Genomic DNA, 19,473 nt, shown 5'->3' with positions numbered 1-19,473 from the left:
GAGGAACCCCCATGCGACTGCTGACCTTCACCACCACCGCCGACTCCGCGGCACGCCTGGGCGCCGAGGCCGACGGCCTCGTCGTCGACCTGGCCGCCCTCGCCGACCGGGCCGGAGTCCGCCTCCCGCACGACCTGCTCTCCTTCATCCAGGCCGGCCCCGCCGCCCTGGAGACCGCCGGGCGGCTGCTCGCCGCGGATCCGGCGGACCGGCCCGCCGGATCCGTGCACCGGCTGGACGAGGTCACCCTGCGCGCCCCGCACCGCCCCGGCAAGATCATCGGGGTGGGCCTCAACTACGTGGAGCACGTGGAGGAGTCCAGCCGCAGCCTGGACACCGACAAGGAGCGCCCGCCGCGCCCGGTCCTGTTCTCCAAGCCGGCCACCGCCGTCACCGGGCCGGGTCAGCCCATCCTGCACAACGCCGACCTCACCACGCAGCTCGACTGGGAGTGCGAACTGGCCGTCGTCATCGGCCGCACCGCGTTCCGGGTCAGCGAGGAGGAGGCGTACGACCACGTCTTCGGCTACGGCATCGTCAACGACATCAGCGCCCGCGACCAGCGCCGCTCCGGCCAGTGGTTCTTCTCCAAGGGCCAGGACTCCTACGCCCCCTTCGGCCCGGTCGTCGTCACGGCGGACGCGATCCCCGACCCGATGGCCCTCGACCTCTCGCTGCGCGTCAACGGCGTCACCAAGCAGAAGTCGAACACCCGCCACATGCTCTTCCCCATCGCCCGCCTGATCGCCGACATCAGCTCCGGCATGACCCTGGAGCCGGGCGACGTCATCGCGACGGGATCGCCCTCCGGCGTCGGCGCCGGCATGGTCCCGCCGGAGTTCCTCGTCCCCGGGGACACCGTGGAAGCCACCGTCGAGCTGATCGGCACCCTGACCAACCCCGTCGTCGACGCCCGCTGAGGAGCACCCGTGCCCGACCGCACCGACCGCACCGAACGCACCTTCCGTATCGGCCAGATCGTGCCGAGCTCCAACGTCACCATGGAGACCGAGATCCCGGCGATCCTGCGGGCCCGCCAGAGCCTCTTCCCCGACGAGCGCTTCACCTTCCACTCCAGCCGGATGCGCATGACCCATGTGACGCCCGAGCAGCTCAAGGCCATGGACGCCGACTCCGACCGCTGCGCCGTGGAACTGTCCGACGCCCGCGTCGACGTCCTCGGCTACGCCTGCCTCGTCGCCATCATGAGCATGGGCCTCGGCTACCACCGCACCGCCCAGGAACGCCTGCACCTGCGCACCGCGGAGAACGGCGGCCCGGCGCCCGTGGTCACCAGCGCCGGGGCCCTGGTGCACGGGCTGCACACGCTCGGCGCCAAGAAGATCGTGCTGCTCGCCCCGTACATGCGCCCGCTGACCCGGACCGTCGTCGACTACCTCGGCCACGAAGGCATCGAGGTGCTCGACCACCGGGCCCTGGAGATCCCGGACAACCTCGACGTCGCCGCCCACGACCCGGCCCGGCTGCCCGGCCTGGCCCGGGCGCTGGAGTACGCCGAGGCCGACGCGGTCGTCCTGTCGGCCTGCGTGCAGATGCCCTCGCTGACCGCCATCGAGGAGGCCGAACAGCTGCTCGGCAAGCCGGTCGTGTCCGCGGCCGTCTGCACCGCCCACCAGATGCTGCGCGCCCTGGACCTCGAGGCCGTGGCCCCGGGAGCCGGGCACCTGCTCTCCGGCGCCTACGCGCGGGCCCCGCTGCCCAGGTAGCCCGAGGGGGCCGGAGGAGGGCTCGATATGATCGCGACCGCGTACAACGGAAGGCGATCATGTCGGACAGCCCCCTTCGGCCCAGCTCGTTGATCAACACGGTCTACGGGGCGTTCCTGCGTCGCCTCGGCGGCTGGATCTCCATCGCGGACCTGATCACGCTGATGGCCGAACTCGACGTCGACGGACCGGCCGTACGCTCGGCGATCTCCCGCCTGAAGAAGCGCGGAGTCCTCGAACCGGAGCGCCGCGGCGCCACCGGATACCGGCTCAGCCCGGCCGTCCACCCCGTCTTCGACGAGGGGGACCGCCGGATCTTCGCCAGCCTCGAACCCGCCGACCTCGCCGACGGCTGGGCCATGGCGGTCTTCTCCGTCCCCGAGTCCGAGCGCTCGCACCGCTACCAGCTGCGCACCCGGCTGACCTGGCTCGGCTTCGGCAACATCGCCCCCGGGGTCTGGCTGGCCCCCGGCCGGCTGCTCGACGACGCGCGCGGCATGCTGGAGCGGCTCGGCCTCAGCGACTACGTCCACCTGTTCGCCGCCGAGTACGCCGCCTTCAGCGACCTGCCCGACACGGTCAGCTCGTGGTGGGACTTCCCGGCGATCCAGACCCAGTACGCGGCCTTCACCGACACCTACGCGCCGGTCGCGGCCGCGCTCGCCGCCGGGCCGGACCCGGACCCCGCGCAGGCGTTCCGCCACTACGTGCCGCTGCTCACCCAGTGGCGCCGCCTGCCCTACCTCGACCCGGGCCTGCCGACCGAACTGCTCCCGGCGGACTGGAACGCGGTCGCGGCACGCCAGCTGTTCCAGCAGCTCCACACGGTGCTGCTGGAACCGAGCCTGCGCCACGTCCAGGACGTGACGGGCCTGCCGGGCTGACGGCCTTGCCGGCGCGGGCCGGGCCGACAGCACCGGCGGCGCCTAGCCGACGGACACGCGGTCGGGGTCCGGGCGGGATGCGCGCGGGGCGGCCTCGCGGCGGCCCCGGGCGGCGCCCGGGCGGAGCGGCCACCAGGTCCTGCGGCCGAGGAGCGCGGCGAGCGCGGGCACCAGCACGATGGACAGGACGAACGCCGACAGCATGATGCCGAGCGCCGTCGCGAAGCCGATCTGCCGGGTGGACGGGTTCACGTTGACGGCGAGGCTGCCGAAGGAGGCCGCCAGGACGACGCCGGCCGTGGCGATCGCGGGCGCGGTGTGCCGTACGGCCCGGGCGACAGCCTCGCGGGCCGGTCCGGGGCGTTCCATCTCCTCGCGTATGCGGTCGCTGATCAGGATGTTGTAGTCGGTGCCGAGGGCGACCACGAAGAGGAACAGCACCAGCGGGAGCACGAAGTTGACGCCGGGCTCGTCGAGCAGGTGCTGGAAGAAGAGCGCGGAGGCGCCGAGGGTGGCGGCGAACCCGAGGCCGACGGCGGTCATGAGGATCGCGGGGGCGAGCAGGCTGCGCAGCAGGACGAGCAGGATGAGGGCGATCAGTACCGCGGCGACCGGGAAGACGATCCGGAGGTCGTGGTCGACGGCGGTGGAGATGTCGGCGAAGACCGCGGCCGTGCCGCCGACATGGGCCTCGGTCCCCGCGGGGACGGCGCCGGCGACCGCGGCGCGGACGGGCCCCGAGACGAGGTCGCGGGCCTGTTGGGTCTGCGGCCCCGGGGTGAGGTAGAGGTCGAAACGGGCCGCCGTGCGCTCCTCGTTGAGGGTGGTCGGGCCGATCCTGCCGACGCCGTCGACCGCGCCGAGGGCCCGGGGCAGGGCCTCGATCCGCTCGGGGTCGAGGGCGCGGCCGTCCTTCGCGGTGACGTAGACCGTGGCCGGGTCGGACACCCCCGCGGGCAGGGCGCGGGAGATCTCGGCGGCGGTGGCCGCGGCCGGGGTCTCGTGGTTGCCGCCGCCCTGGCCGAAGTCCATCCGGATGCCGGCCAGTCCGGCCGAGAGGGCGCCCAGCAGGGCGACGGAGGCGAGGACCAGGCGCAGCGGACGGCGGGCGACCAGGGCGCCGAAGCGGGCGGCCGTACCCTCCGCCGGCTGCCGCTTCAGGGCGCGCGAGGGCCAGAACATCCGGCGTCCGGTGGCCGCGAGCAGCGCGGGCATCAGGGTCAGGCTGGCCAGCAGCATGACCAGGACCGATACGGCGATGGCGGGGCCGAGGACGCGGAACTGTCCGAAGGTCGCGACGGCGAGGGTGGCGAAGGCGGCCACGATCGTCAGGGCGGCCGATGTGACGGCCGTGCCGACCCGGGCGCTGACTTGCGCGGCCGCCTCCCGGGCGGGCTGGTCGGGGCGGGAGCGCAGCTGTTCGCGGAAGCGGAAGAGCAGGAAGAGGAAGTAGTCGACGCCGATGCCGATGAGCACGACGCTGATCATGCTGGGGGTGGAGGGGTCCAGCTTGATGCCCGTGAGCATCGCGGCGCCGATCACCGTGCCCGCCGCGGCCCCGCCGACGACGACCACCGCGAGCAGCGGCACCAGGGCGGCCAGGACGCTGCGGAACACCAGGATGTTGATGAGCACGATCAGGCCGACCATGGCGATGCCGACGACGGTCTGGGTGGTCTTCTCGGCGTCGGCCGTGTCGGTGAGGTCGGCCAGGCCGCCGGTGAAGCCGGTGCGCATCCCGGCCTGCTCGAACGCCTCCTCGGCCCGGTCGTGGAAGACGCGGTAGACGCGCTGGAGGCCGGGGTCCAGGGAGTTGCCGGTCAGCTCGACGGTGAGCAGCCCGAAGGCGCGGTCGGGTGCGGTCATCGCGGGACTGACCGCGGGGGTCTGGGAGTGGTCCTCGTTCAGGAAGGCGGGCGGCTCGTCCTCCTTCGGCGCGGGCATCTCGACGCGCCGGCCGGCCAGCTGTCCGGCGACGGCGGCGATGCTCCGCTCGTCGGCCTCGGTGAGGGGCGCGCCGTCGGCGCGGGCCACGAGCAGGGTCACCGCGTTGCCGTCCGGTTTCACCCCGAACTCCTCCTCGGCGACCCGCAGTGCGGCGGCCGAGTCGTACCGCGCGGGCAGGAACGCGCCGCTCTGGGTCTCGGTCACCCGGTAGACCAGGGGCTGGCTGAGCACGGACAGGAAGATGCCCAGCACCGCCCAGACGGCGATGACCTTCCACGGGCTGCGGGTGGAGAACCCGGTCAGGGCGCGGATCACGTTGTTGTCCTTCGGAGGTGGGTGGTTCGCCGGGGTCTCCCGGCCGATGTCCAGCTCATCAGCGGGGAGCGGGCGAATCGTCCGAGCGCGGGAGGAGACGGCGCCCGGGAGCGGGGGCCGGGCCGGAGCACCGACCAGGACCCTGGTCCTGGTCCGGGATCCGCCCCGGGGCCCGGGGCCGGGCCGGAGGCCGGTGCCAGAATGGATCACGAGACGACGGCCGGTCGTGCGCACCGGCGGTCGGCGGGGGCGCCCGCGGGGGAGGACACAGCATGCCGAAGAGACCAGCCGCCCGGGAGGGTTCCCGGCCCGGCGGAGCCCGGCCGGACGGAGCCCGGCCCGACCGCGACGCCCTGCCCTGGACCCGCAACGACGCGCTGGTCACCGTTGGGGCGGCCGTCGTGGACCTGCTCAGCTTCTCCTTCGGCAGCCAGCTCGACCGCGGGTACGTCCCGCCGGCCGGGTGCGTGCTGCTGGTGGTGGCCGCCCTGCCGCTGCTGGCCCGGCGCCGCGCCCCGCTGGCCACCCTCGCGGCCGTCCTGCTGACCGACCTGGCCCTGAACCTGAGCGTGCCGGTGGGGCAGCACTTCACGGCGACGACCGTGGTCGCCCTGTACACGGTCGCCCGGTCCCGGCGCGCGGCCGTGGTGGCGGCGGCCGCGTTCGTCTGCGCGGTGATGCCGCTGGTGGGCCGCTCGTCGCTGCCGGGGACCGTGGACGTGGTCGGCAGCCTGGCCAACGTACTGCTCGTGCTCGTCACCGCGGCCGCGATGAACCGCTGGCACCGTGAGAACGAGGCCAACCGCCGCCTCCTCGCCGACCGTGCGGTGGCCGACGAACGCCGCCGCATCGCCCGGGAGCTGCACGACATCGTGGCCCACCACATCACCACCATGCAGCTGATGGCCGGGGGCGCCCGGGCCAACCTGCGACACGACCCGGAGACGGCCCGGGAGGCGCTGGTCACCCTGGAGGGGTCCGGACGGATGGCGCTGCGCGAGATGCGACAGCTGCTGGACGTGCTGCGGGCGGGCGACGAGGCGGAGGAGGCGCCCACGGCCCCGCAGCCCGGGGTCGGGGACCTGCCCGGGATCGTCGCCGAGACCTGCCGGGCCGGGCTGCCCGTCGAACTGGACGTGCGCGGTGAGGAGCGCCCGTTGCCGCCGAGCGTGGGCCTGACCGTGTTCCGCATCGTGCAGGAGGCGCTGACGAACGCGCGCAAGTACGCGGGCCGGGCGCGGGCTTCCGTACGGCTGACGTACGGGGCGCACGGGCTGTCCGTGGAGGTGTCGGACGACGGGGCGGGAGCCGCGGCCGCGCCCGCCGGGTCCGGCTACGGTCTGCTGGGCATGCGGGAGCGGGTCGCCCTGCACGGCGGCACGCTGGAGGCCGGACCGCTGGCCGGGGGCGGGTTCCGGGTGGCGGCCCGGCTGCCGCTGACGGCCGAGGAAGGGGTACGGGCATGAGCGGCGGGAGCACGGCGGCGATCCGGGTGCTGATTGCGGACGACCAGCCGCTGGTGCGGCGCGGGCTGGCTCTGATCCTCGCCCCCGACCCGGCGTTCGAGGTGGTGGGCGAGGCCGCCGACGGCGAGGAGGCGGTGGCCCTCGCGCACCGGCTGCGGCCCGACGTCGTCGTCATGGACATCCGGATGCCGGTGCTCGACGGGGTCGGCGCGACCGAACGGCTCGCGCGGACGCTGCCCGAGTGCCGGGTGCTGGCACTGAGCACCTTCGACATGGACGAGTACGTGGTCGCCGCACTGCGCGCCGGCGCCTACGGCTTCCTGCCCAAGGACATCTCACCGGAGGAACTGGTCGCGGCGGTACGGGTGGTGCACACCGGGGAGGCAGCCGTCGCACCCCGGCTGCTGACCCGGCTGATCTCCGCCTACGTCCTGGCCCCGAGCCGGCCGCGGCCGCCCGCGGCGGCCCTGGGCGACCTCACCCCGCGCGAGCAGGAGGTGTGGCGGCTGATGGCCACCGGGCTCGACAACGCGGAGATCGCCCGGGCCATGGACATCAGCGTGTCCACCGTGAAGAACCACATCACCAGCCTCTTCGGGAAGCTCCCGGTCCGCGACCGCGCCCAGGCGGTGATCGCCGCGTACGAGACCGGGCTGGTCCAAGCGGGCGGCCCGGGCTAAGGCGTCTCGTGCGGCAGGATGATGGTGACCCCGCGGCCCGGGGCCGTGCCCATCGCGGCGAGCGCTGCCGGGGCCGCGTCGAGCGGGATCGCCGAGGTGACGAGCAGGTCCGGGCGCAGGCTCCCGGAGCGGACGAGTTCCATCATCGGCGGGTAGGCGTGCGCCGCCATCCCGTGGCTCCCGATGATCTCCAGCTCCCAGCCGATCACACGCTCCATCGGCAGCACCGTCCCGCCGGCCGCCACCGGCAGCAGCCCGACCTGCACGTGCCGCCCCCGGCGGCGCAGCCCGTCCAGCGAGGCCGCGGCCGTGGCCGGCGACCCCAGGGCGTCCAGCGACAGGTGCGCGCCCCCGCCGGTCACCTCCCGCACGGCGGCCGCGGTGTCGGCCGTCCGCGCCGCGTCCACGCAGTGCGCGGCCCCGAACCGGCGCGCCAGCTCCAGCGCCCCGGGCGCCCTGTCCACGGCGACCACCCGTGCCCCGGCCGCAGCCGCGATCATCACGGCGGAGAGGCCGACGCCGCCGCAGCCGTGCACGGCGACCCACTCGCCCGCCGCGACCCGCCCCTGCGCGACGACCGCGCGGAAGGCCGTCGCGAAGCGGCAGCCGAGCCCCGCCGCGGTCGCGTACGACAACTCCCCGGGCACGGCCACCAGGTTCACGTCGGCATGGTCGAGGGCCACGTACTCGGCGAAGGATCCCCAGTGCGTGAACCCGGGCTGCGTCTGGCGCGCGCACACCTGGTGGTCGCCCGCCGCGCAGTCGGCGCAGCTTCCGCAGGCGCACACGAACGGCGCGGTGACCCGGTCGCCGATCCGCCAGTTGGCGACGCCCGGCCCCACCGCCTCCACCACGCCCGCCAGTTCGTGGCCCGGCACGTGGGGGAGCACGATGCCCGGGTCGTGCCCCATCCAGCCGTGCCAGTCGCTGCGGCACAGACCGGTGGCCTCCACCCGCACCACCACCCCGGCCGTGGGCGGACGCGGGTCCGCGACCTCCCTGACCTCGGCCGGCTCGCCGTACCGGTCGAACACCACCGCGCGCATGGAACCACCCTCCGCTCGACTGCCCGCAGGCTACCCGGCCTCGTCCGGGAGGGAGGCCCGGGCCAGCGCGAGCACTCCGGCGCAGATCAGGGCCAGGCCGAGCAGTTGCGGCAGCAGCCACCAGTGGGCCCGCAGGTGCTCCTCGTACAGCAGCACGCCCAGCGCCACGCTGACGCTCGCGTCCCCGAGGGTCAGCGCGGGCTGCGAGGCGACCAGCGGGCCGCCCTGCATGGCGTGTTCGAGCAGCAGCAGCGCGCAGACGCCGCTCGCGGCGAAGGCGTACGTCTCCCAGGTGGTCAGGAACGCGCCGATGCCGCGCCCGTCGAGGACGTGCATCGCGGACTTCATCAGGGCGGCGGTGAGGGCGTAGCAGACGGCGGTGGCCGCGCCCAGGCAGCCGGCCCGCATCCGCCCGGGCGGTCGGCGCAGCCCGGCCACGGCCAGCAGGGCCACCGCCACCCCGCACGCGGCCAGGGCCAGCATCCAGCGGTCCGGCGGTACGTCCGTACGGTTCCCCCGCGGCGAGGCGGCCACCAGCACGATCCCGAGCCCGGCCACCACCCCCGTCACGGCGAGCCACAGCGCCCCCGGCAGCCGGGTCCGCGTCACCAGCGAGGCGATCAGCAGCGCGAGCGGCAGCTCCAGGACGAACAGCGGCTGTACGAGGGCCAGCGCGCCCGTGGCCAGCGCGACGGCCTGCCCGACCCCGGCGGCGATCACCGCCAGGATCCCGGCGAGCCACAGCGGCCGCCGCAGCAGGTCGAGGACGAGGCCGAACCGGAAGCCCTTGCTCTGCGGCACGGTGAGCGCGGCCCGCCGCTGGAGCACGGTCGCCAGTGCGTTGCTGAACGCCGCGAACAGCGCGAAGAGGACCGGCAGGACGAAGCCCATGCCCCCGATCCTCACCGATCCCGGCCGTCAGGGCGCCGCGACACTCCCGGAGCCGACGCGTCCGCTGCCGGCCCGGCGCAGGGCCAGCGCCGCCAGGGCCTCGGGGGCGCCCGGCTGGCCGCGGAATCCGGGGAAGGCGTTCACGTCGACGATCAGCGGCCGCCCGCCGCCGGCGTCGATGATGTCCACGCCGTAGACGTCCAGCGCGAAGGCCTCGCCCGCGGCCCGTACCAGAGCGGGCCACCCGGCGGGCAGTTCGGACGGGTCCAGCGGCAGGTTGGGCCCGCGCCCGCCCGGCGACAGCTCGGAGCGGCGCACGGCCGCGAAGACCCGGTCCCCGACCGCCCACAGCTTGTGGTCCCAGCCGCTGTTGGGCGCGAAGTCCTGCACCACGACCGGTTCTCCCGGCCACCGCGCCGCCAACTCCCGCAGCCCGGCGGCATCGTCCACCCGGGCCACCAGGTCGCCGCGGCGGCTGCGCCGGCTCTTGACCACCACGGGGGAGGACAGCGGCAGGCCGGTCGCCGCCCATGCGGCGAGGGTGCCGACGGTCCGGGTCGCGGCGAACGGCAGCCCGGCCCGCAGCGCCAGCTCGGCCATCGCAGTACGGTCCTGGCACAGGGCCGTCGCCGCCGCGGTGTTGACGACCGGGGCGCCGCGCCCCTCCAGCCGCCGCGCGAGCTCCAGGGCCCGCTCGGTCCGCGACTTCAGCAGGTACACGTCGGCCACCGGGCCGGGGACCCCGTCCGCCGTGGCCGGATCGAGGGCCTCGACGACGTGCTCGGGAGCCAGCAGGGCGGTGGCGGCCGCCAGCAGCGGATGACCGGGCTCCGGAGTGATCAGACCGATCCTCACGCGCCGTCCACCGCCCCCGCGGGCACCTGCGCCGGGATCGACAGCGGCAGCGCGTACGAGCGCGCCGGCACCGCCGCCGGGAAGGGGGAGCTGCCCGTGCGCGCCAGGTCCAGGACCGCCCGGGCCACCCGCGCGGCCGCGTCCGGCACCTGACGGAAGCTCGGGAAGTCGTTCACGTCCACGACCACCGGCCCCTCCGGGCCGAGCAGTACGTCCACCCCGTACAGGTCGAGTCCGTACACCGCCCCCACCTGCGCGGCGATCGCCGCGACCTCGGCCGACAGCGGCACCCGGCGCTCCCGCACCGCGGGGTCGGGGTGCAGCGGGGAGCACCGCTCGGTCGCGAACAGCTCCCCGCCGACCGCGTACACCTTGATGTCGGTGCCCGAGTTGGGCACGTACGGCTGGGCGATGAGCAGGCCCTCGCCCGCCAGGGCGGGCAGCATCTCCTCGAGCCGTTCCGGCGAGGACACCAGGTGCACGGCCCGGCCGGAACTCCCGTCGGCCGGTTTCACGACGAGGGGGTACTCGGCCGCCGGTATCTCCCGCAGCAGCTCGGGACGGGCCGCCGCGTAGGTCGGCGGCAGCGGCAGCCCCCGGGCGCGGCCGATGGCGGCGGCCAGCGCCTTGTCCCGCACACCGCGGATCGAGCGGGCGTCGTTGACCGTGGTCAGGCCCGCCGAGGCCGCGACCTCGAGCAGGGTCAGCCCCGGTCCGCCGGAGACCGTCTTGAGCACCCAGGCGTCGTGCGAACCGGCGTCCACCGCCTCGGTCATGCGCAGCAGCGAGCCTCCCGGCCGTACCACGTCGACCCGGTGCCCCCACGCGGTCAACTGGCGGATCACCTCGTTCGGCATGCCGTCGTGGCGGTAGTGCTCCTCCACCAGGAAGCAGAGCCTCATGGACCTTCCCCATATTCCCCGGACGTCCGCCGATCCCGTCCGGCGAGTTGTGACGTCACAGGATGTCATGGACCGCAATGTGATGATCGGTCCAGGTGTGCGGGAACTGCCGCGCTCCGCGCGGGTCCGCCCGCGAACGGGGGCGGGGAGCACCGGTCGAGGACATGCGGGAGCCCGGGAGCACGAGGTGCTCCCGGGCTCTGTCACCTGCGCGCCCCGATGGCCGGGGCGCCGGGTCACACCGGTACGGACACGAACGTCCTGCCCGCCTCGTTCTCGACCAGGACCGCCTTCACGTTCGCCGGATCCACGGCCGCCGAGCCGTCCAGCGACGCGCCCTTGCCGCCGCCGTTCTCCTGGCCGACCACCCAGCCGCCCGCGGTGGTGCGCGTACCGTCCTTCGCGACGACGACCAGCCGGCACCGCTCGCCCGGCGGCACGCCCGTGACCGCGGCCTGCACCCGGACCCACTGGGTGGCGGGAGTCATCTGCACGGTCATCCGCGCACCGGTGCGCGGATCGGTGGCGGAGGCCACCTTGGTCCCGGGCGCGGGCGGCGAGGGAGCCGTCGACACCGTCGGCGAGGGCTGGGGCAGGGCGACCGCCCCCGGATCGCCGGAGCCCAGCTGGGCACCGGCCCAGAACACGGCGGCCAGGGACGCCGCCGCGGCCAGTCCCGCGAGCCCCGCCCGCCGGCGCCGCTCACCGGCCCGTTCGCCGCGCATCTGCCGCAGGGTGCGCCGGAGCAGCAGGTCCCCGCCCTGCGGCGGCCCGTCGAGGAACGCCTCCTCGGGCACCTCGCCCAGTGCCGCCTCCATCTCGCGCAACGCGGCCACCTCCTCCCGGCACTGCACGCACCCGCTCACGTGTTCCTCGACCCGGCGGACCTCCGTTTCGTCCAGGACGCCGAGCACGTACGGGCCGAGCTGTTCTTCCTCCTCGTGCCGCTGCCGGTTCATGCCACCACCTCACGCAGTCCGGCGGGCTGCTGGGGCGGCCTGCCCGATCGTTTGCCTTGTCTGGAAGCGCCGTCCCCGGCGCCGTTGTCCCGGAAGACGTCGCGCAGGGCCTTGAGCGCGTAGTGCGAACGCGATTTGACCGTGCCGGCGGGGATGCCGAGGCTGTCGGCCGCCTCCGCGACGCTCAGCTGCCGGTAGTACAGCTCCCGCAGCACGTCCCGGTGTTCCGGGGACAACTGGTCGAGTGCGCCCAGCACCGTCATCGTGTCCACGACGGAATCGGCGTGGTCCCCCTCCACCGGGGGAGTGGCCGCGGCTCCGGACACCTCCGGCGGCCGTGCGGCCTTGGCCCGGTACCGGTCCGTGATGATGTTGCGGGCCACCGTGAGCAGCCAGCCGCGCACCGAGCCCTTCCCGTTCACCAGGACCTCGGAATGCCTCCAGGCCCGGATCAGCGTCTCCTGGACGATGTCCTCGGCGGCGGCCCGGTCTCCGGTCAGCCGGGTGGCGTACGCGAGCAGGGCGTGGCCGTGCTCCTCGTAGACCGACCTGATCAGTGCCTCATCGGTCGAGCCCCGCCGAGTGCGGGGCCACAGTGGTCCGGCCATCTCACCCTCTCCGTCTTCCTCGCTTTGCGTGGTGCGGTCGGACACACGCCGCCCGCGCGAACCCGGTTCACGTGACGTGCGTCACTTCCGGATCCGGTGCGCGTGCCTCACATCCGGCAGTCGCGGCCCTCGTTGAGGCACGCCACGACCTCGGCCATCTGCCGGTCGGTCATCGCGTTCACGAACATGCCGTGGTCCGTCTTCGGGCTGTGCCGCTGCTCGGGGAAGGAGTCCAGCGCGAGGGGTGCGCCCGCGGGGACCTCGTAGGAGAGGGAGACGCGCAGCTCGGGCACGGGGAAGGTGCCCCGCGGGCAGACGCCGTTGCCGGCCGGGAACTTCAGGTGCGAACGGTGGCCCTCGCCGATGGTGTCCAGGCCGTTCCAGCAGCTCGGGAAGACCAGGGTGCGCGTGACGAGGTCGCCCTGCGGGCAGCGCGGGTAGCGGGTGGTGGGCCGGTCCGGGGTGCTCGAACAGCCCCAGCGGGCCCGTACGTCGGCGTCGCCGGCCGCGGTGTGGGCGACGGCGTCGCCGGTCATCCCGCGCAGGAAGCGGGGCATCGCCACCACCTTGCTCACCGGGCTGCCGCGGAACTCGACCCGCACCGAGGACTCCGGCAGGATCCGCCCGGCGTTGCCGTGCCTCGCCGAGCTCTCGTGCGGGCGGGTGCCCGGCAGGTCCGGGCGGCGCAGGACCGGCCAGTAGTAGGTCGACCGGTCGCCGCCGCGGCAGCTGGTGGCGGCCGCGTCGAGGGAGGCGTCGGTGGACATGGCGTCCGTGGACAGGTTCCCGACGTACGCGTGCGTGTGGTGGGCGCCCGCCGGCAGGCCGGGCGAGACCACCAGGTTGTCCTCGTTGTAGTGGCCCTCCTCGTTGCGCCCGCATTCCACGACCACCGAGCCGGCCGAACTGTCGGCTCCCGGGGCGGGAATGGGCTCGGTTTTGCGCGGAACGTCGGCTATGTCCACGTAGTCGGAGGGTGCCGGACGGGAGCCCGCCGCCCCGTGGTGCGGACCGGCCGCTCGCGAGGCCCCGAGGACGGCGGCGAGCAGCCCGCCGCCCAGGACCAGGCAGATGACGACAGCGAGCAGTCGGCGTTCTTTCCCCATGGCGGTCACCGTCGCCGGTGGCGCCACCCGAGTCAACCTGGCATCCGCAGGGCGGGCCGCGCCGCCGCCGGGGCCGCGCACCGGGCCCGCTTGCCGCTCCGGGCACCGACCGCGCAGAGTACGGCGTATGACACGCGAGATGACGCCCGCCGAGCTGCTGAACGCCCTCGCCCGCACCCGTGCCTCGCTGGACGGCGCCGAGGTGACCTACTGGTGGTCGGGCGACGTCTACACCTGGGGGCCCGGCGAGCCCCACCAGCGCCTCTTCGGCTTCGAAGGCCTCAACGTCGCCCGGCTCGTCGGCGACGAGGAGACCGGCGGCTACCGGCTGCTGTCGCGGGAGGCCGCCTTCTACCTCGACCCGCTGACCCGGGAGATCCTGGACACCTGGGAGGGCCGGCAGGTCGTGCACGTCTGGAACGACCCGGCCAACCAGAGGCTGCGGCCCTACCCGGTCCCGGTGACCGAGCTGGGCGGCCAGGTCTGCTTCAGCCTGGAGATCCCGCTGGCCTACCCCTCGCCGCTGCCGGTCGCGCAGTACCCGGCCCAGTCGGCCGACGACACCTACCGGGCGCTGGAGCTCTTCCAGTTCTTCGCGCCCGCCGAGGCGCTGACCACCGACGCCCCCAGCGTCCCCGCCACGATGTCCTGGACCCGGATGTCGCCGTGGCTGCCCTGGATGGAACAGGGGCAGCGGCCCGGCGGCCTCGCCTTCCACTGCCGCGGCCGCAAACTCGGCTCCTACGCGGAGGTCCCCGAGCGCACCCGCGCCTACATTTCCGCCCAACACCCCGAATTCGCCCGGTCTCCGGACAAATGGACCGCGCCGAACGAGACGAGCTGGACGTACTACCGCAAGCTCTTCCCGCCGAGCGGCGGCGCGGACGGCACCCCCGCATCCGCCTCCTGAGGACCCGCCCGCCGCCGGTCCCCCTCCCGTCGTACGGGGGACCGGCAGGGGGCGGACAAGGGTTTTCCCCGTATCGCGTTCATCCCCGCGTTGCCTACTGTCTGCCCATCGGCGATCTTCCCCTGACCCGACGGCCGACACGCCAACCCCACATGGCATGATGCCGTCCCATCAGGGGGAATCTTCGGTACCGACGTTGCCCTGCCCCACCGTCGAGGCGGGGGCAACGTGGCGTGCGGCGGCGGCCGGGACGAGTTCGACCAGCTCGCTCCCGGCCCCGCGGCCGCCGGTCACCTCCCACACTGCACCGACCGGCCGCTCCGGCCTGCCCGGAATCGGCCCACGAAAGGGACCTTCGTGCACGCATCGAGACGCAGGCTCATATCCGTGGTGGCGATGTCCGTCACCCTGCTCGCCGGCTCCGCCACCGCCTCCGTGGCCGTCGCCGCCGACGTTCCGGGTTCGTCGGCCGCCGCCGTCGCCGCCACCGCCCCGGTCGAGAACCTCATCGTCGGATACAAGACCTCCGCCTCCGAGGCCAGTTCCAACACCGCCGCCGCCGACGACGCCACGGCCAAGGGCAAGAAGGCCGGCAAGAAGGCGAAGTTCGACCGCCGCCTCGGCACCGGAGCGGCCCTGGTCAACCTCGGCTCGGCCACGGCCCCCGCCGACGCCGCCAAGGTCATGGCCCAGTTCCGCGCCGACCCGGACGTCGCCTACGTCGAGGTCGACGCCCGCGCCTACGCGATGGCCACGCCGAACGACACCGAGTACTCCAAGCAGTGGGACCTCTTCGAGCCCACCGCCGGCATGAACGTTCCTGCCGCCTGGGACAAGACCACCGGCTCCGGCGTCACCGTCGCCGTGATCGACACCGGCTACGTCGCCCACTCGGACCTCGCCCCGAACGTCGTCGCCGGCTACGACTTCATCAGCAACGCCACCTACGCCCGCGACGGCGGCGGCCGCGATGCCAACCCCGCCGACGAGGGCGACTGGAACGCGACGGACAACGAGTGCGGCCTGGGCTCCAGGGCCAGCGGCTCCTCCTGGCACGGCACCCACGTGGCGGGCACCATCGCCGCGGCCACGAACAACACCAAGGGCATCGCGGGCATCGCGTACAACGCGAAGATCCAGCCCGTGCGCGTCCTCGGCAAGTGCGGCGGCACCACCTCGGACATCGCCGACGCCATTACCTGGGCCTCCGGCGGCACCGTCGCGGGCATCCCGGCGAACGCCACCCCCGCCAAGGTCATCAACATGAGCCTCGGCGGCTCGGGCGCCTGCAGCGCCACCTACCAGAACGCCATCAACGCCGCCGTCGGCCGCGGCACGACCGTCGTCGTGGCCGCCGGCAACAGCAACTCCGACGCGGCCGGCTTCACGCCCGCCAGCTGCAACAACGTGATCAACGTGGCCGCCAGCAACCGCACCGGCGACCGCTCCTTCTACTCCAACTACGGCGCGAGCATCGACGTCGCCGCCCCGGGCGGTGAGACCCGCCGCGGCACCGACACGCCCGGCACCGTCACCACCCCCGAGAACGGCATCCTCTCGACGCTGAACGCGGGCACCACCACCCCCGGTGCCGAGAACTACAAGCCGTACCAGGGCACCAGCATGGCCGCCCCGCACGTCGCGGGCCTCGCCGCCCTCGCCGTCGCCGCCAAGCCCTCGCTGACCCCGGCCCAGATCGAGGCGGCGATCAAGAACAACACCCGCCCGCTGGCCGGCGTCTGCACCGGCGGCTGCGGCACCGGTCTCGCCGACGCGGCCGCGACCATCAACGCCGTCACCTCCACCACGCCCCCCGGCCTGGAGAACGGCACGGACTACACCATCGGTGACAACACCACCGTGGAGAGCCCGATCACCGTCACCGGGAAGACCGGCAACGCCCCGGCCGCCCTCAAGGTCGGCGTGAACATCGCGCACACCTACATCGGCGACCTGAAGGTCGACCTGATCGCCCCCGACGGCACCGCGTACAACCTGCACAACCGGACCGGCTCGGGCACCGACAACATCAACCAGACGTACACCGTCAACGCCTCCTCGGAGGTCGCGAACGGCACCTGGAAGCTCCGGGTGAACGACAACGCCGGCGGCGACACCGGCAAGATCGACTTCTGGAGCCTGACCTTCTGATCAGCTTCCGGTTCGACCGCCAATTCGGCCTGACGGGCCGATAGTACGGACCAGAACCCACTCCGCGGGCCCGCCGGTGCACATGTACCGGCGGGCCCGACGGCTTTTCCCGTCACCTGGCTGATTTCTGCGTCACAATCCGTGTTCACCCGGCATCCGACCTCGTATTGTCGCGTCTCACAGGAATGGCACAGGAGCTGGGGACCGAGAGGCTGGTGGCTGTGCGTGGTGGCGGCGACGGGGAACGCTGACACAAGTGTCGGACAGGACGAACTGGTCGAAGCGGTCGGCCGTGCGCTGACCTCGCACGGCCGGGCCCTGCTCACCGGACCCGCGGGCGCGGGCAAGACCGAGGTGGTCCGCGCCGTCGCGGCGGCCGCCGAGTCGCGCCGCGAGACCGTGCTGCGCCTCGCGCCCGAGGCCGCCGACCAATGGATACCCGAGGCCTCGGCCGCGGCCCTGCTGGCCACCGTTCCGGGCGCCGCCCTCGAACGGCTCTCCGGCCCGCAGCGCACCGCCATCGCCCTCCTGTGCCGCGAGACCGACGCCCCCCGCGCCGGCCGCGACCACGTCGCCCTGCGCCTCGCCGTCGTCGAGGTCCTGCGGACGCTCGCCGCCCGCCACCCCGTCCTGCTCGTCCTCGACAACGCCCAGTGGCTCGACGCCGAGAGCACCGACCTGCTCCGCTTCGCACTGCGCCTGACCCCGCCCCGGGTCCGCGTCCTGGTCGCCGAATGCGTCCAGGGCGGCGCACCGGTCGGCGAGTCCCTCTGCGGCACCGGCGCCCCCGCGATCCGGGTCCCCCCGCTCGGCGCCGACGAGATCGCCGAACTCCTCGTCCGCCACGGCCTGCCCGCCCGCCTCGCCGGCCGGATCCACCAGGCCAGCGGCGGCAACCCGCGCCTCGCCCTCGCCCTCGGCCACTCCCTCGCCGAAGCCGCCGTGGCCCGCGACGGCAGCGCCCACCACGCCGACACCCTGCCCGTCTCCGGGCAGGCCCGCGAAGTGGCCCGCAGACTGCTCGCCGAAGCCCCCGCCCAGGCCCGCCGCACCCTGCTCCTCGCCGCACTGGCCGCCCGCCCCACCACCGCCCTGCTGCGCCGGGCCGGACGCCCCGACGCCGAGGCGGAGTTGGCCGAAGCGGAACGGGCCGCCCTGGTCAGGGTGGGGGAGGACGGCAGCGTGGAGTTCACCGCCGGCGCCCTGCCCACCGCGCTCGCCGCCGACGCGGGCTGGCCCGAGCGCTCCGCCGGCCACGCCGCGCTCGCCGAGGCCGTCGACGACCCCGTGCAGGCCGTACGCCACCGTGCGCTGGCCGTGGACACCCCCGACAAGTGGCTCGCCGCGGAGATCACCGAGGCCGCCGCGGTCTGCCGCCGCCGCGGCCAGCGGGCCCTCGCCGCCGAACTCGGCCTGCTTGCCGCCGAGCGCACCCCCTCGCACCTGGCCGGTGAGGAACTCGCCCGCCTCGTCAACGCCGCCGAGGACGCCGGCTGGGCCGGCCGCGCCGACCTCGCGCGCCGCGCCACCCGGGCCGTCCTGGCCCGCGACGCCTCGCCCGCCAGCCGGGTCCGGGCCCGCCTGGCGGTCATCGACGCCGCCGGGCAGGCGCTGGGCGCCCTCGACGAGACCTTCGCGTACGCCATGGCCGACGCCGCCGGGGACCCCTCCCTCGAAGCCGCCGTCCAGCTGCGCATCGCCTGGAAGCACAACCTCAGCGACGGCGACCCGGTCCGCTCCCGCGACGCCGCGGCCCGGGCCGGAGCCCTCGCCGCACTCGGCGGCGACCAGGTCGCCGAGGCCATGGCCCTGACCGTACGGGCCCGCATGGGCCGCATCCTCGGGGACCCCGGCGCCGAGGCGATCCTCGCCGAGGCCCTCGCCCTGCCCGCCCCCGAAGTACCGCTCGGCATGCGCAACGCGCCCCAGTACCTCGCCGTACGGCACGCCCTGTTCGACGACCGGCTGGACGACGCCCGCAAGCAGCTGATGGTCCTGCTGCCCGCCGTCCAGCGCACCGGATCCGCCGAGGACGTCTTCGAGGTCCTGCGCAGCATCACGGAGGTCGAACTGCGCAGCGGCCGGTGCACGGCCGCCTCCGCCCGCGCCCGCCAGGCCCTGGAGCTGACGATCGAGGCGGGTCTCTCACCCGGACCCGCCTGGTACGTCGCCGCGATGGCCGAGGCCACCGGAGGCAGCTTCGCCCGCGCCGCCGGATACGCCCGGCGCGGCATCCAGGCCTCGCAGGAGGAGCACGACCAGGTCTTCCTCTCCCGCAGCCTGCACGCGCTCGGCCTGGTCGAACTGGCCACCGGGGAGGCGGCGAAGGCGGTGGCCACCCTGCGCCGGGTCGCCGAGCTGGAAGCCGCCCAGAAGGTGGTGGACCCCTCGATCCTGCGCTGGCACGGGGAGCTGGCCGAGGCGCTGGTCGCGGCCGACGCGACCGACGAGGCCGCCCGGCTGCTCGACTCCGTACGCCCCGTCGCCCGCGGCCTCGGCCGCACCGGGGTCGTCGCCGCGCTGGACCGGGCCCGCGGCCTGTGCCTGTCCGCGCAGGGCGAGGCGGACGCCGCCGTACAGCTGCTGGAGGCCACGGCGCAGCGGTTCGACACGCTGCGGCTGCCGCTGGAGCGGGGCCGCACGCTGCTCGCGCTCGCCCGGGTGGAGCGCCGCCGGCGGCGGCGCGCGCCCGCCCGCGTCGCGCTGCTGGCCGCGGCCGAGGTGTTCGAGCGGGCCGGAGCCACTCCGTGGTCCGAGCTCGCGCGGGAGCCCGCGGCGGGGGAGGGGGGCCGTGCGGAGTCGGCGGCCGCGGCCCTGACCGAGGCCGAGACCCGGCTCGCGCTGCTGGTCAGCGAGGGGGCCAGCAACCAGGAGGCCGCGGCGAAGCTGTTCCTCAGCGTCAAGACGGTGGAGGCCCGGCTGACCCGCATCTACCAGAAGCTCGACGTCCGCTCGAGGGCCCAGCTCGCCGCCGCCCTGGCCAACGCACCGCGCGCCACGCGCTGAACCGCGGGGCGCGCGGTGAG

Annotated in this window: 16 protein-coding genes; 8 read left to right on the top strand and 8 right to left on the bottom strand. The window is 74.6% G+C overall.

The features are described 5' to 3' along the window. The first annotated feature begins 11 nt into the window (after positions 1–11). The 3 genes from ACFWP3_RS25850 (at position 12) to ACFWP3_RS25840 (ending at position 2,611) form a co-directional block, all read left to right on the top strand. Positions 12–920 carry a fumarylacetoacetate hydrolase family protein gene (locus ACFWP3_RS25850; RefSeq protein WP_384225322.1) on the top strand — a complete coding sequence of 303 codons (909 nt, stop codon included), beginning with the start codon at positions 12–14 and terminating at the stop codon, positions 918–920. An 81-nt stretch (positions 921–1,001) separates the two neighbouring features. Continuing rightward, entirely contained in the window at positions 1,002–1,727 is a 726-nt protein-coding gene (locus ACFWP3_RS25845; protein WP_384225347.1) for an Asp/Glu racemase, read from the top strand. 59 nt (positions 1,728–1,786) lie between these two features. Continuing rightward, positions 1,787–2,611, top strand: a complete 825-nt coding sequence (locus ACFWP3_RS25840; RefSeq protein ID WP_384225319.1) for a PaaX family transcriptional regulator C-terminal domain-containing protein — start codon at positions 1,787–1,789, stop codon at positions 2,609–2,611. A 42-nt stretch (positions 2,612–2,653) separates the two neighbouring features. Here the strand turns inward: ACFWP3_RS25840 and ACFWP3_RS25835 are convergent, their stop codons facing one another. Next, on the bottom strand, positions 2,654–4,873 hold the full coding sequence (locus ACFWP3_RS25835) for an MMPL family transporter (protein ID WP_384225316.1): 2,220 nt from the start codon (positions 4,871–4,873) through the stop codon (positions 2,654–2,656). A 272-nt stretch (positions 4,874–5,145) separates the two neighbouring features. Between ACFWP3_RS25835 and ACFWP3_RS25830 the strand changes: the two genes are divergently transcribed. Together ACFWP3_RS25830 and ACFWP3_RS25825 are read left to right on the top strand one after the other, a co-directional pair. Continuing rightward, positions 5,146–6,339 (top strand): sensor histidine kinase, encoded by a 1,194-nt coding sequence (locus ACFWP3_RS25830; RefSeq protein WP_384225313.1) that lies wholly within the window; start codon positions 5,146–5,148, stop codon positions 6,337–6,339. After that, positions 6,336–7,019, top strand: a complete 684-nt coding sequence (locus tag ACFWP3_RS25825) for a response regulator (protein ID WP_384225311.1) — start codon at positions 6,336–6,338, stop codon at positions 7,017–7,019. The genes ACFWP3_RS25830 and ACFWP3_RS25825 overlap by 4 nt, the downstream gene beginning before the upstream one ends. Here the strand turns inward: ACFWP3_RS25825 and ACFWP3_RS25820 are convergent. The 7 genes from ACFWP3_RS25820 to ACFWP3_RS25790 form a co-directional block, all read right to left on the bottom strand. Further along, the gene (locus tag ACFWP3_RS25820) at positions 7,016–8,065 is read right to left on the bottom strand and encodes a zinc-dependent alcohol dehydrogenase family protein (RefSeq protein ID WP_384225308.1); all 1,050 of its coding nucleotides are present in this window, start codon (positions 8,063–8,065) and stop codon (positions 7,016–7,018) included. The genes ACFWP3_RS25825 and ACFWP3_RS25820 overlap by 4 nt on opposite strands. Before the next feature lie 30 nt (positions 8,066–8,095). Beyond that, complete coding sequence (locus ACFWP3_RS25815) at positions 8,096–8,956, bottom strand: DMT family transporter (RefSeq protein ID WP_384225306.1); 861 nt, start codon at positions 8,954–8,956, stop codon at positions 8,096–8,098. A 27-nt stretch (positions 8,957–8,983) separates the two neighbouring features. Next, on the bottom strand, positions 8,984–9,811 hold the full coding sequence (locus ACFWP3_RS25810) for a RimK family alpha-L-glutamate ligase (RefSeq protein WP_384225304.1): 828 nt from the start codon (positions 9,809–9,811) through the stop codon (positions 8,984–8,986). Continuing rightward, positions 9,808–10,713, bottom strand: coding sequence for a RimK family alpha-L-glutamate ligase (locus ACFWP3_RS25805; protein WP_384225301.1), 906 nt, complete (start codon positions 10,711–10,713; stop codon positions 9,808–9,810). The genes ACFWP3_RS25810 and ACFWP3_RS25805 overlap by 4 nt, the downstream gene beginning before the upstream one ends. A 236-nt stretch (positions 10,714–10,949) precedes the next feature. Further along, positions 10,950–11,672: an anti-sigma factor family protein gene (locus ACFWP3_RS25800; protein WP_384225299.1), complete on the bottom strand. Its 723-nt coding sequence runs from the start codon at positions 11,670–11,672 to the stop codon at positions 10,950–10,952. Continuing rightward, positions 11,669–12,280 (bottom strand): sigma-70 family RNA polymerase sigma factor, encoded by a 612-nt coding sequence (locus tag ACFWP3_RS25795; protein ID WP_384225297.1) that lies wholly within the window; start codon positions 12,278–12,280, stop codon positions 11,669–11,671. The genes ACFWP3_RS25800 and ACFWP3_RS25795 overlap by 4 nt, the downstream gene beginning before the upstream one ends. Before the next feature lie 107 nt (positions 12,281–12,387). Further along, complete coding sequence (locus tag ACFWP3_RS25790; RefSeq protein ID WP_384225294.1) at positions 12,388–13,386, bottom strand: DUF1996 domain-containing protein; 999 nt, start codon at positions 13,384–13,386, stop codon at positions 12,388–12,390. 127 nt (positions 13,387–13,513) lie between these two features. On the opposite strand from ACFWP3_RS25790, the gene ACFWP3_RS25785 reads away from it, so the two are divergent. The 3 genes from ACFWP3_RS25785 to ACFWP3_RS25775 all read left to right on the top strand — a co-directional run bounded on the left by ACFWP3_RS25785 (position 13,514) and on the right by ACFWP3_RS25775 (position 19,453). Then, positions 13,514–14,296 carry a DUF1838 family protein gene (locus ACFWP3_RS25785; RefSeq protein ID WP_384225292.1) on the top strand — a complete coding sequence of 261 codons (783 nt, stop codon included), beginning with the start codon at positions 13,514–13,516 and terminating at the stop codon, positions 14,294–14,296. A 396-nt stretch (positions 14,297–14,692) separates the two neighbouring features. Beyond that, positions 14,693–16,447, top strand: coding sequence for a S8 family serine peptidase (locus ACFWP3_RS25780; protein WP_384225345.1), 1,755 nt, complete (start codon positions 14,693–14,695; stop codon positions 16,445–16,447). Between the two features lie 225 nt (positions 16,448–16,672). After that, on the top strand, positions 16,673–19,453 hold the full coding sequence (locus tag ACFWP3_RS25775) for an AAA family ATPase (protein ID WP_384225290.1): 2,781 nt from the start codon (positions 16,673–16,675) through the stop codon (positions 19,451–19,453). Positions 19,454–19,473 lie beyond the last annotated feature (20 nt).

The sequence above is a fragment of the Streptomyces sp. NPDC058525 genome, from assembly GCF_042719495.1.
In the GTDB taxonomy this organism is placed as follows: domain Bacteria; phylum Actinomycetota; class Actinomycetes; order Streptomycetales; family Streptomycetaceae; genus Streptomyces.
The sequence above is the reverse complement of the archived record's forward strand: the minus strand, read 5'-3'. Positions and strand labels throughout refer to the sequence as shown.